Source organism: Lacipirellulaceae bacterium, assembly GCA_040218535.1.
Classification (GTDB): Bacteria; Planctomycetota; Planctomycetia; order Pirellulales; family Lacipirellulaceae; genus Adhaeretor.
In genome coordinates this window covers 750,573-763,640 of the sequence record JAVJRG010000012.1, presented here as the reverse complement: position 1 = coordinate 763,640, position 13,068 = coordinate 750,573, and the positions used below count along the sequence as shown (strand labels likewise).

Below are 13,068 nucleotides of genomic sequence, written 5' to 3'. Positions count from 1 at the left end.
CGCTTCGCGACTGAATCCAACGATTACGCTTTCAACCGCTGCTGCCACTTGGCGACTTGCTCAGCGACGCGGTCTGGGGCCGTTGAGCCGACGCTGCGGAACGCGGCAACGGCGCGTTCCACACCGAGGACTTCGTAAACGGACTCATCGAGGGCAGGGTGGGCTTCTTGGAAAGTCTCTAACGGCAAATCGGCCAGCGGTACATCTTGCTTCATGGCCTTGGCAACGAGGTTGCCGATGATCTCGTGAGCGGTTCGTTGGGGAACATCGAGCTTGATGAGGTGTTCCATCAGCGTCGTCGCGTCGAGGTAGCCTCGTTCGAGTCGTTCGTTGATCGCCTCCACTTGCAGCTCGGCACCTGCAACCACGGCGGCGGCCAATTCGAGGCAGGCTTCAACCGTGTCGGCCGAATCAAACACACGCTCTTTATCTTCTTGAAGATCACGGTTGTAAGCGAGCGGCAGGCCCTTCACGAGTACGAGAAGGGCCTGCAGATTGCCCACCACGCGGGCCGTCTTGCCGCGGATGAGCTCCATCACATCCGGGTTGATCTTCTGTGGCATGATCGAGCTGCCCGTGCAGTAATCCTGGGGCAGCTTAATAAAGCGGAACTCAACGGTGGACCACAGAATCCATTCCTCGGCCAAGGTGCTGAGGTGTTCGGCAATCAGTGTCAGCGCGAAGGCGAACTCGATGGCGTAGTCGCGATCGCTCGAGGAATCGAGGCTGTTGGCAACGAGCCCTTCAAACTCCAAAGCCTCGGCGACGTGCTGGCGATCAATGTCGATCGTCGTCCCCGCCATCGCGGCAGTTCCGAGCGAAAGTTGATTCACTCTTTTTCTGCAGTCGGCAAGCCGGTCACGGTCACGTTGGAACTTCTCGCAATAGGCCAGCCAATAGTGATTGGCCAACACGGGCTGAGCGCGCTGCAGATGTGTGTACCCAGGCAAAATGACTCCCGCGTCTTGATCACAGCGGCTCACGAAAGCCCGTTGGAGATCGCCTAACAGTCGATCGGCCCGATCGATTGCTTCGCGAATCCAGAGACGAAAATCGGTTGAGACTTGATCGTTGCGGCTCCGTCCCGTGTGCAGTTTGCGACCGACGTCGCCGATTTGCTCGACGAGGGCTCGTTCGATGTTCATGTGAACATCTTCGAGATCTTGCCGAAAGACGAACGTGCCGGCAGCGATCTCGCGACCGATCTCTTCGAGGCCGGTGACGATCTGAGCGGCTTCGTCCTCAGTTAGCACGCCCGTCGTGGCGAGCATCTGCGCGTGAGCGACGCTGCCGCGGATGTCCTGGGTGTAGAGCCTTTGGTCGTAAGAAACGCTTTCCGTAAACTTTTCAACCAACGGCGCGGTTTGTCCGTCGAAGACTCCACCCCAGGGTTTCGCACTCTTCTCGGCTTCAGATTGTGAGCCAGCGTTAGACTGTGAGGAGGGCGCCACGTTGCCTGCTTGCCTGGGATTTGGAAACGAAATCGGAATCGGTTGTGCAATGAAGAAAATCCCGCCAAGCTCTTTAGCTTAAACGCCTTAGGGCGAGAAGTCAATGTGCCGCGGGCACGGAGAGCCTAGTATTTAAGCACGATTTGGCCCCGGATTCACGTCGTGACTCCAATCCTAGCCCCTCGCGCGAGCGAGCGGGTTTCAACGTCACGCGGTGTGAAGAGTTCAACCCCAGGCTCGCGCCTGGGGCTAGGGTTTTATGGAAGTTTTCGACTAGGATAGCAAGATCGAGGTTTGCCCAACGAACAGTGATCAGACTCTGTCCCTAATTGCGAGCCAGGAACTATGAAATCTCTCTTCGACGCCATCGTGAGCATGCCTCCTCCCTTCAACATGGTGGTGTTCATCGTGATGATCATCTTCGGTTGCATCACCCTCTGCGAGGTTGCCAAGCAAGTGCGACTGTTTGTGTCCCACCGCCAGGAGCTGGCTTTCAAACGCGAGTTAGTCGACAGCGGTATGGATGGCAGAGAGATCCGACACATTGTGGAGAGCACTGCGCTTCCAAACAAGCATGAGGAGCAGGAAGAAGAGGAATCTGCCTTCGGCAAACCGGCTTTCGAGGCGTAGTATTTGAGGCCTAGCCTTTGCCCAGTGATCTCGACAGCATGATCCAGTTCGGAAGGTGGGTGCCCACTTTGGCAATTGTACTCATCGTGCTGCTTGTCTTGATCTTCGGCGTGTTGGGATACTATTCTCACCAGGCGGCCAAGAAACGGCGGGCGGCTTTGTCGCAGTTGGCCGATTCGCTCGGGTGGGTATACACACAAGCTCGGGATCATGGGCATGACGAGCGCTTCGCCCAGTTCGATCTGTTCAGGCGTGGATCAAATCGCTTCGCATACAACACGCTTGTCGGCCAGATCGAGACGCCCTTGGGCCTGCAGTCCGCGCAGATGGGTGATTACCATTACGCGACCCGATCAACCGATTCCAAGGGCAAGTCCAAGACGACCCACCACCATAGAAGTTATCTGGTGGTTGAGATTCCTCTTAGCGGCGTACCAAGTTTGACGATTCGCCCGGAGCATTTCTTTGATCGCGTGGGCAGCTTCTTTGGCTTCGACGACATCGATTTCGAGTCCGCGGAGTTCAGCGACAAGTTCCATGTGAAGAGCCAAGACAAGCGCTTTGCCTACGACCTAGTTCATCCCCGGATGATGGAGTTTCTGTTGAACCGTCGCGGGCCAATCATCGATGTTCAGCAAGGTTGGCTGTGCATCCAAGAAGGAGGCATCTGGAAACCGGAGGAGTTTCTCACGCACTTACAGTGGTCTCAAGAGTTTTTCTCTTTGTGGCCGCAGCACCTGATAGCTGATTTTGAAAGCAAGGCGCGAGTTTAGTTACTCGGCCATACTGTACAACTCAAAATCCGTGTCATCCGTGCAATCCGTGGCGAGAACGCAGGCTCGCCATCTTCGTCAAGGCATGTTCCCTCGGCTATATTCTTGACCATGCAATACGCTCCCGTCTTCATACCGCTCGGCGTCCTCTTTCTTCTGGGACTGTTTGTCATCGCTAACTACAACCGCTTTGCGCGAGTACGGCAGCACTTGCTCGAAAGCTGGTCGGACATCGATGTCGAGATGCGACGGCGGTACGAGTTGATCCCCAACCTCTTGGCTTGCGTCAAAGGGTATGCTGCCCATGAGAAAGAAGTGTTGAGCGAAATTGCCGAACTGCGCACCCGCGCTAGCCAAAGCCACGGCACGCCGACGCAGCAGGGGGTGGACGAAACGGCACTGGCCATCGGCATGAAAAAATTGTTCGCCTTGGTCGAGGGCTATCCGCAGTTGAAGTCTGACACGCAGTTTTTGGCTCTCCAAACCGAGCTGGCAAACACCGAAGACCGCATTGCCGCGGCTCGACGGTTTTACAATGGCAACGTCCGCGAGATGAATCAGCTCTGCGAAAGCTTTCCCTCGAACGTCATTGCCGGAATGTTTGGCTTTGAGCGAGCCGATTACTTCGAGCTTGCTAGCGAAGCAGAACGCGTCGTGCCTCGGGTGTCGCTGAAAAGTTAGCCGACGACCTTGGTCGCCGCGAATTTGCCGTGAAAACACGATGTTTTCGCTTTTCCTGGCAAAATTCGAGGGCCGCTTCTCCTCATCGCGACTCTATCTTATTAGCAGCACCTCAGATCTGTTCCATCGTGCACGACGACCAAGGCCGTCGGCGAACAACTTTCCATGTACGACTTACTTACCGAAAGCACGCCCGCGACGCAGGCGATTCCGCCGACCGATGGCGAGCGGCTGATGCGCTTCGTCAGGCATCGGGATGAAGCGGCGTTTGCAGAGGTGGTTGAGTCGCACTCCACGCTCGTCTGGTCTGTCTGCTGGCAGATCCTCAGGCAGCGGCAAGATGCCGAGGATGCTTTTCAAGCGACGTTTCTCATTCTGGCTCGCAAGGCGCACACGATTAAAGCGAACGACTCAGCCGCGGCTTGGCTCTATCGCGTGGCATTTCGAACCGCGTTGCGATTGAAAGAACGGCGGAGACGGCGACGAGAAGAGTCGCTAGCACAGGAGCAACTGGGTGAGTTGGCAGCCGATGAGCAACCTAATTACCAAGATCAACTGAGTGCGGTTGCCGCGAGTGAACAGACTTCTGCGTTGATGGAAGAGCTACACGCACTGCCAGCACGCTATCAGCGCCCCTTGATACTCCACTACTTCGAAGCGAAGTCGCGGGCCGCGATTGCTGAGGAGCTCGGTTGCACCACTGCGGCAGTCAAAGGACGTCTAGCTAGGGCTCGCGGAATGTTGCGGAGCCGACTGGCCCGGCGGGGCGTGGCACTCTCCGCGGCGATGGCTGTCACCGCCACAGCGTTTGAAGCTTCCGCGGCGACGCTGCCCCTTGCACTCCCGGCAGGGACTGCCGGACTAGCACTCGCGTTTCGCACCAAATTACCACTTCCCGACGGCGCTCAAGTTGTCGGTTCTCTAGCCCATAAAGGGATCGCTGCTATGACTGTTGCGACGATGATGAAACCGGCCGCGGGAGTGCTTGCCGTGGCCTTGGCTGCCGTGTTGTTGACGCAGGTGAACGCTAAGGAGGATGTTTCAATAACTTCACGCGGCGAAACCGCAAGCGCTGCGGTTGACTTACTGGCGGCGAATGAGACGAAGTCGACGGTCCACGAGGCGGCAGAAGTTGATGCCCCCTTGCAGCCAAGTCGCCCGGCAAGAAGGTTTGTTGAAATCGACGAGGTAGCGAAGCCCATTCCGGCGGATAGCCCGCCACCAGCGGTCGAACTAGATGCTTTCGACGATCTGGAAGTGAAGAAGCCCGGATCGGCAATCGTAGCACCTTCACAACCACCGCAGTCGTTCGACAGTTCTTTTCGAAAACCTATGCCGATGCCTGATTGGACTGTGGCCGCTCCAACCCCCTTCGAGCCAACTTACGCCGCACCCGCATCTATCAAGATGGGGTCGGCTATCGAGTTGCCCGCGGGTGGGAAGAAGCAGTTGGAGTTGGAGCGTCAATACTGGGCGCTAAAGGCTGAAGGACTTAGCAATCAAGCAGACCTCAAAGAGAATCGGGCTGCGGCAATGAAGGAAAACGCAACTGGTAGTGCTTTCCAACAACGCGAATTACTGGTCGAAGCTACGCTGCTTCATGCTGAGGTGAAACTGTGCGAGTCGAAAGTTGAGGAGTTGGCCGGTCGGCTCAAGCAAATCGAACGGGTAGAGAAGCTTGAAAAGCGACTGCAAGAGAACCCGCCGCAGCCGGCAGTGAGACGGCAAGCCGGAGACCTCAAGAATTACACTTACGATGCGACGCCTGTGCCAAGAGACAATACAATGCAGTATCAAGCTGCTCCTGATGCCTTGGACGCACGCCCAGCCCAGTCTTCAAGGGTCACTGTCGGTGCCGTCCCACAACCATCGTTTGGGTCAGATCCCTTCGCTCAAAAAGCAAGCAACGGAAAAATTGATCCCGGCGAGACGATTAACATTCAAGCGATTGGGACGCTGCCTGAGGCACCGATAAGTGGAAACTACGCGGTGGAACCGATGGGGACCGTAGCCTTGGGGCCGATGTACGGACGCGTGAAGGTTGCCGGTAAATCGCTCTTGGAGGCCGAGGAGCTGATCAAAACACACTTGTCAGACTATCTGAAGGAACCGCAAGTGCAGGTAACTTCCGCGAAATATCCTGAGCGATCCAATTCCAGTTGGCAGCAACCTGCAGCTAAAGGCCTACGTTACTAGCGGAAAACTTCCGGTCGAGGTGTAGCTCGACGGCTAGACCGTTCCGCAATCAACACTTCGAATTCCGCAATTCGTTACCGCATGCCTTCGAAGAAAAAGTAAACCACAACGCCAAAGCAGCCAAAGATTAGTGCGGGGTTAGCCATGAGAGATCTCCCTTTCCGTGGGGATGCAAAGTTGTGAAGAAGTGACACGTGGAAACCTTCCTGGTCTCCGGGGCGAGTAGTCGGGTTCCGGGCCGACCACTCAGCATTAGAATCGTAACGCGAATCGCGTGCCAAACTGTGGAATTGCTCAATCAGGCTGTTATCCGCAGTTTTGTGGCTCGAAAGGACGTCCTGACCCTGCAACTTTTACAGGCGTGTGAAACTTCTTACACAACCTAGGACTTGAGCGAAAACCGTAAAAAGGGCCGAAAATAAGGAGATTCGCTCCCTCCGCTGCCCTGGCAAAAGCTGGCGAAATCTTCCTAGGCTGGTTATTCTGGAGCAAGGCAGGAACAGGGCCGCTTTCGCCGCCCAGCCGATGGTCTGTGCCGTTCTGGCAACCTTTGACGCACACCTTTTGACAACGGACGAGTCTAATGACCCGGACACGATCGCTAGCTTTCTCTACCAGCCGCGCAAGCGTTCTGCGCGCAAATCTTTTGCCGTGGGGCCGCGTTCTTTTCCTTAGCCTTGCCGCGAGTCTCTCGGCAGCTTCTCTCTCGGAAGCCACTTACAACGACCTCATGGGCTTCCCTGAATTGCAGTCGCAACTTGGTGGCTCGATTCCCACGGGTAGCAGCATCGAAGTTCAACAGGTTGAGGCTGAAATCGCCAGCGGACCAAGTGCGGGCCACTACTTCCCTTCCAGCGGCGAGTTCGTCGGCAAGACACTTACCAACGAGACGCTCATTGCCGGAGCCCCTTCAGCAGATGGCGGAACTTCGCCGCACTCTTCGACCGTTGGACGCAATTTCTTTGGCAACACGAACTCCATCGCTCCTGGGATCAGCACGATTGATGTCTTCGAAGCGAATCACTGGCTTGCCAACGGTTTCCTGCGTCGTGGGACCGCAAGTGCACCGGTGGTGACGACGGCACGGGTTTCGAACCATAGCTGGATCGGTGCTTTTCCCAACGCTTCGGATACGATCAACGCTTTGCAGCGGACTGATTTCATTGTCGAGCAGGACGACCTCATCGTGGTCGCTGGAGTTCCCAACAGCGGTGCCAATCAGCCGCTGCTCAAAGATGCGTACAATGAAATCTCTGTCGGCCTTACCAATGGCAATCACGTCGAGGGAACGACCGCTCTTAATTCGACCTATATTGCAGGTCGCCAAGCTCCTGATTTGGTGACGCCCGGCTTTCGTTTTGATAACAACTTACAGCGAACAAGCTGGGCGGCGCCGATGGTCTCAGCAGCCTCAGCATTGCTGTTAGAGACGGGACAAGCCGCGGCGCTGTCTAATGGAACGATCACCAACCGGACGCGGACGATCAATCACGCGGAAACTTCCGAAGTGATCAAAGCGGTGCTGATGGCTGGAACTGATCGGCACGTGACAGGCTTCCGAGATCCGGCCTTCACAGATCTCACCGATTACACCGTCGATACGACGAACAATCTGGATCTCGATTACGGTGCTGGCCAGATGAACATCTTCAATAGTTACAACATTCTGGCCGCTGGCGAGCAAGATAGCGTCGAAGATGGCCTCTCGGTGGCGATTGGTGATCGTGGTTGGGATTACGATCCGAGCTTCGGTGGGGCTGGGGGCTCAAACGCTACCGGCACCTACCGGTTTATTGCTGCCAAAGATGGCGATCTTCTGCAAACAACCCTCGCCTGGAATGCCAAGGTGGACCTTGTTGGTGCCTCGCTGACAACAACGGTCAACGACTTCAACTTAGAGCTTGTCGACGTCACAGTTCCTGTTTCCGAAGTCGTGGTTGCGTCGTCCAACAGCCTGATCCACAACACGGAGAACCTCTATTTTGACGGCCTGGTTGCGGGAAGCATCTACGAATTAAGAGTGACTTCGACCTCAAGCGTCGATTGGGATTATGCCCTCGCATGGCAAATCACCACGATCCCCGAACCGAGCGCTCTACTGCTAGCCGCTTGCAGCTTAGCCGCCTTGTCAAAGCGACGACGCCATCGGAGTAGCTACTCCCACCGGTAAGCAATCAGCTCATCCAGCGTTCGCACAAACACCTCGCCACCGACGACGGCCACGTGCGCCCAACTGCTAGCGTCGGTGATGTGCCGTTCGTCAAGCAGGTCATACTTTTCGGGATTCGCTCTGATCAGCCGTAGATCACCCGTCTCGTCGAGAGCCAAAATCTTGTCTCCTTGGGCGACCATTGACCAATACTTTCCGAAGGGCTTCGTACGCCACTTCTCCTCGCCGGTCTTGAGGTCGAGGCATGTGAACCGTTGGTTTTGTAAGTGCATGTAGAGGAAATCACCGACGATCACCGGGGACGACATGTAGGCTTTCGCCTTTGCTTGCCACACTTCAGTTGCAGCGAATGCGCCATCGCCGGAGGGCTTGATCTGCCACAACTGCGATCGGCCACTGTGAGCGCTAGTGAAGAGCGTGCTCTCGCCGACGACTAGTGGCGTGAGGATGTTCATTCCTCGGAACGCCTGAATCGGCTGCGACCAAAGTTCCTTACCGTCGTCGATGCTGATTCCTTTCAGGTCGTTCCGCATTTGCACCAGCAACTGCCGAACTCCGGCGACAGTGGCAATTGTTGGCGAAGAAAAGGCGGAGTTCATGCGGCCTTCTTCGACAGCCGTTCGCCAGAGGATGTCGCCGCTGTTCTTGTCGACTTTGATGAACGACTCTGCCGCTTGCACGTAGACGGCATCCCCATCCACGAGCGGCGACGAAGCGAAACCGAAAGCTGGATTAGGCGTGCCGTATTTTTCTTTGAAGTCGACGCTCCAGACTTTCTCGCCAGTTTTTGCATCAACGCAAACCAGCACATCCTGAATGCCGGCGACGTAGAGCCGGTCGCTTTGGGCATCGTATGCCGGCGTGGCGCGAATCCAACTACCGTTGCTGGCGGCAAAGAAGGGGACCTTCATCGCCCCGTCCCAGTGTTGCTCCCAGAGCTGGTCGCCTGTCTTGCGATTCAATGCGAAAACGTACTCCTGCTTCTCACCGCGCGTTTCGGTCGTGAACACGCGGTCAGCCGTGACGATGGGGCCGGAGTAGCTCGGCCCAAACGGTTTCCGCCACTTTTCAACGAGCATCCCCTCGTCAAGCTTCTCCGGCCAAGCCGCATCCTCTTCCACCGCCTGCCCATCCCGTTGCGGTCCCCGCCACTGAGGCCAAAGATCGCTCTTCGCCAGTAGAAGTTGCGGACTGAACAAAAAAAACAAAGCGATATAGAAACTGGTCCGGCGGATGTGCATAGCTTCGTTGAGGCTTTCGATTTGGAGGCTTTTTGAGAAGGTCCGATTTAGTAACCCGAAGCGTAAGCGAGGGGGCATCCCAATAGGGTTTTTCCCTCGCTTACGCTTCGGGTTACGATAAACTCCGTGTCATCCGTGTCCCGATACATCGGGATGGCCTAATCTACGGTCCCAAGCCAATAACGGCATCGGTAATAGTAGGAGGAAAACACTTGTGGGCTCGGGCACCACTTTTATAGCAGATTCTCCCGTCTCACCGAGGCTTTGCTGCCAACGTAACAGGTCGCTGCCGTCGACCGTGCCGTCGCGGTTGGCATCGCCCTGGTTGTGCAGGGCGTTCGTTAAGCCGTAGTTGGTGTCCCACTCGTCTAAGTCGTCAGTTTCGACCTGTCCGTTATGATTGAAGTCGCCATCGTCGAAACGCGTAAGCACAATCGTCGAGACACTCATCGCGGGCATTTCGTAAAGCAGGGCATTCACCAAATCGAGCGTAACGACGCCTGCAGCAACAGGGGCCGCCCCAGCGTCGGTGAGCTGGTAAATGGCAGCCTCGTCGAAGCGCTCGTCATGCGTCACTTCGATCGCCGCATCCAACGGCGCATCGGTCCGATTGATCGCGACGACGATTATTCGGTTTGGGTCCTCGGAGTCGAGGCTTGCATAAACGGCTGACTCGGCAATTTCATCCGTCCCGGCTTCGATTGAGGTATCGCCGAACTCGCTTCCTTGGCCGTCGTAGTCCAAGTACATGTTAAAGGCGGCGGACGCAAACTGCGAATTCGCTTCGCCATGCAGGTTCCATAGCGAGGCGGCGAACAGCCCTTGCTGGCCGAAGATCCCCAGCGCGTCGGCCTGGGCCACGCCGCCGGAAATATGATTCGTCCCACCATAGTTATATTCGGTCAAGGCGAGCAGCGTCCCTGGCTTGAACTGGTCGATGTCGTTCTGGGCGCGCGGAAGGAGTTGGATCGGCTGCCCGATGACATCGTTAGTGATCCAGCTATCTTCCTGATAAGTTGGGTCCCACAAGGAGCGAGGCGCTTGCACGCGGGCCGCGGCGACGGCCGGAGCGCTGTTGTTTTCGATGATCCGCACCCCTCCGCCGCGCGCTTCGGGGTACCAGTGCAGGTCGAGCACGTCCAGTAGCGTGCGGCCTTGCACCGCTTCTTCCGCGGCCACTTCCTGCAAGAGCCACTCGTGGAAGTTCAACTCACCGACGCCTTCGTCGGCCGGAGCCGTTGTCGCGTCGGGTGCGTTTTGCAGATTGAAAAAACCTTGCCAGCCGTAGCCGACGGGGCCGAAGGTTTTTGCATTTGGGGCGACATCTTTAATTGCACTGGCGTGTTCAAGGGTGTTGGCCCGGACTTCCGCAAACGTCGCCTTGGACGGATGCAGTCGCGAGTGCGTTTCCGCCCACAGGCCCGGCTCGTTATCCAAGGCGTAAAACACTTCTTGCCCTGGCTGTTTGGTTTGCTCCACCCAATTGACGAACTCATCGGTGAAGACGTAATTGTCCGTCAAGTTGGGCGTCAGCGAGAGCGAAGAGCCCGGGTAGATGGTCGACTTTTTCGCTTCGACTGCGTGCCAACGTGCGGAGGGGGCGGTCTCACTGACGAAGACTTCGCCGTTCGTGTCGGCGGAAACATAACCCGCATGAGGAATGGTCGTCAGCAAAGCACGGTTATTGTTTCCAGCATCTACAAGCGATGGCCGCACCGCTTCACCTGGCGGCGTGTTCGCTTGGAAGTTGACGAGAAAGTTATCGCTGAAGTGAAAAAAGTCGCTCCCCGCGTTCGAGGCGTTCGTCTCCCAGTTATAGCCGGTCCAGCGATTGCCCCCGTTGCGATCGAACTTCACCGGGTTGTTCCAGGAAGACTCCGCGTAGGAGTTGATGCCGTAGATGTAAGGCGAGATCGCTTTCTGATTGAGAGAGGAGTTGATCGTCAGCCGCACATCGCTTGGGCCTGGATCGTCAGGCGTGATGAGTTGTGCCTCGACGGAAACTCCCAGCGTAAACACGATCAGCGCAGCAGCGGACAAGCATCGATTCAACATTGCCATTTTCTGTTCCTAGTCGTTACTCAGACATTAACCACGACGACACAACGAACACGACGATGTTTTAGACAGGGTCTACAGGATGAGCAGGATCTCTTCTCGACTGCTATCCTGTCGATCTTGTTCATCCCGTCAAAAGAAGTTTCGTTGTGCTCGTCGTGTCGTTGTGGTTCAAGAACTAATGCAAGCACGGTGCGTGATAATACTCGTGAATCTCGTCGCGCGTGCGAGGATCAAGCCGCAGACACTCGGCCAGTTCCTTCAGGTAGCGTGCCTCGGCATGCGTGTCTAAACGAATCGCCATCAGCGACACGGCATAGACTTGTTCCTCCATGCCTGTGGGAACGCTATGAGCGAAGTCATGCACGTCCAACGGTCGGCGGAATTCGTCATTAAGGAACTGTGCCTCGTCGCGGGAGATCTGCCCCAGCTTGCTGAGGATCGCTTGTTGCTCAGCCTGATCGATCCCGCCGTCGCTCTTGGCGGCATTGATCATCGCGCGGATGAGTACCGCACTGCGGCGATTGAGTTCGCTATCGTCGTAGCCGTGATGCTGGTGGTGCGGCCGCGCAGGGACATGAGCGGCACGTCTGGGAGTGACATGGCGTTGATATCGCTGCTGCGCATCACGCAGCACGTGATTCAGATTTCGCCCGCGCTGCGAGTACTGCTGCTGGCGAGCATGGGCCTGTTGGGCTGCTGCTGTCTGTTGCTGCTGCCGATACGCTTCTTCCTCCTGCTTCCGCTGGACTTCGCTGAGCACATGCTCAAGCACCTGCTGCCCCAGCCCGCCACCACGCTGCGAACGATTGCCCAGTAACCCACCAAGAAGTTTAATCGCGTCCATCGTCTGTGCCCTCGAAAGTGAAGAGAAATATTTCCTAACTAGCAATGTACCTCTATCGAGGTGCTAGCAGCAAACAATGGTTGCGTTTGCCGTAGTGGTGTTGGATTGAACCACGGAGGCACGGAGAACACGGAGGAGTAAACGCACGACACTGTGCGCAAATTGCACATAGCTTGAGTAGACTATTCGAAACTTATCAACTTACTTACCGACTCCACGATAGAATCGGGGTCGCATCCGTAAAGATCAGCACCACCGAATGGGTTCAGCTCAAGAAGTCGAAGTTCATTTTCGGATTCGCAGATGTCGAGCATGTATGCCGAAGAAGGTTGTGGTATCTCGCCAGCGATTACGTTGGCAAGATTCCAAGCTCGGCTGTCAGGGTTGTCTGAAGTGGCAGAGCGAGTTTGGGTGTCATACTCACTGCCTGCAACGACTTCTGAGCCTACAACAACGAATCGCCATTCCTTTCCAATATTACGGACGGGTGCGACAACTACTGGTATCGATTCGTCATCAAAATAGAAGCCGTGATCCAGAGCTTTCAAGGTGATGGCGTCAACATTTAACACTCGACCACTGAAAGGCTTCAACGGGCTGTCTGGCCTTAAAAAAAGTTGCGTAGGTGATCCAAGCTCTTCGGCTACGGCCTTGGTGTTTGCAACTAATTCATTTGCTGGAAGAATTCGATAATCATCGTGGATTAACCATCTCTTCGCTGCTTCGTACCAAGAAGAGCACTCTAGCGCTGAGGAATTACAAAGCGCGCCAGGTGACCAATCGAGTTTTTCATTGATCGCGCTAGCATTGCCCAGAGAACCGTGAAAGATCGTATTGATTCCCGAGATAGAGTTTGGAAAACCGTCGTACCACCAGCTATCGCACCAATCGACGATCTTCATTCCACGCTCAGATATAGCTCTACGCAAACCAGCGTGAGTCTCGGGGAATACGTCAGATTCGAGAACCCAAGTAATCTCGGTCATTTGAGTGATCCGCATTCGAAGATAAGAGAATATAA

10 protein-coding genes are annotated in these 13,068 nt (G+C 55.8%); 5 read left to right on the top strand and 5 right to left on the bottom strand.

The window, feature by feature from the left end; genetic code table 11:
* Positions 1–23: 23 nt before the first annotated feature.
* Entirely contained in the window at positions 24–1,451 is a 1,428-nt protein-coding gene (gene argH / locus RIB44_17170) for an argininosuccinate lyase (GenBank protein ID MEQ8618305.1), read from the bottom strand.
* Between the two features lie 345 nt (positions 1,452–1,796).
* Here argH and RIB44_17165 point away from each other — a divergent pair, with 345 nt between their 5' ends.
* The 5 genes from RIB44_17165 to RIB44_17145 all read left to right on the top strand — a co-directional run bounded on the left by RIB44_17165 (position 1,797) and on the right by RIB44_17145 (position 7,901).
* On the top strand, positions 1,797–2,081 hold the full coding sequence (locus tag RIB44_17165; protein ID MEQ8618304.1) for a hypothetical protein: 285 nt from the start codon (positions 1,797–1,799) through the stop codon (positions 2,079–2,081).
* Positions 2,082–2,149: 68 nt separating this feature from the next.
* Positions 2,150–2,854: a hypothetical protein gene (locus RIB44_17160; GenBank protein MEQ8618303.1), complete on the top strand. Its 705-nt coding sequence runs from the start codon at positions 2,150–2,152 to the stop codon at positions 2,852–2,854.
* Positions 2,855–2,965: 111 nt separating this feature from the next.
* Positions 2,966–3,535, top strand: a complete 570-nt coding sequence (locus tag RIB44_17155) for a LemA family protein (protein MEQ8618302.1) — start codon at positions 2,966–2,968, stop codon at positions 3,533–3,535.
* Between the two features lie 165 nt (positions 3,536–3,700).
* Positions 3,701–5,731, top strand: coding sequence for a sigma-70 family RNA polymerase sigma factor (locus RIB44_17150; GenBank protein ID MEQ8618301.1), 2,031 nt, complete (start codon positions 3,701–3,703; stop codon positions 5,729–5,731).
* A gap of 583 nt (positions 5,732–6,314) precedes the next feature.
* The gene (locus tag RIB44_17145) at positions 6,315–7,901 is read left to right on the top strand and encodes a hypothetical protein (GenBank protein ID MEQ8618300.1); all 1,587 of its coding nucleotides are present in this window, start codon (positions 6,315–6,317) and stop codon (positions 7,899–7,901) included.
* On the opposite strand, the gene RIB44_17140 is transcribed toward RIB44_17145, so the two are convergent.
* The 4 genes from RIB44_17140 to RIB44_17125 all read right to left on the bottom strand — a co-directional run bounded on the left by RIB44_17140 (position 7,886) and on the right by RIB44_17125 (position 13,033).
* Complete coding sequence (locus RIB44_17140) at positions 7,886–9,220, bottom strand: PQQ-binding-like beta-propeller repeat protein (GenBank protein MEQ8618299.1); 1,335 nt, start codon at positions 9,218–9,220, stop codon at positions 7,886–7,888. The genes RIB44_17145 and RIB44_17140 overlap by 16 nt on opposite strands.
* A 51-nt stretch (positions 9,221–9,271) precedes the next feature.
* Entirely contained in the window at positions 9,272–11,203 is a 1,932-nt protein-coding gene (locus RIB44_17135) for a glycoside hydrolase family 44 protein (GenBank protein ID MEQ8618298.1), read from the bottom strand.
* Positions 11,204–11,378: 175 nt separating this feature from the next.
* Positions 11,379–12,047: a DUF533 domain-containing protein gene (locus tag RIB44_17130; protein MEQ8618297.1), complete on the bottom strand. Its 669-nt coding sequence runs from the start codon at positions 12,045–12,047 to the stop codon at positions 11,379–11,381.
* 182 nt (positions 12,048–12,229) lie between these two features.
* Positions 12,230–13,033 (bottom strand): ATP-grasp domain-containing protein, encoded by an 804-nt coding sequence (locus tag RIB44_17125; protein MEQ8618296.1) that lies wholly within the window; start codon positions 13,031–13,033, stop codon positions 12,230–12,232.
* Between the last annotated feature and the right edge of the window lie 35 nt (positions 13,034–13,068).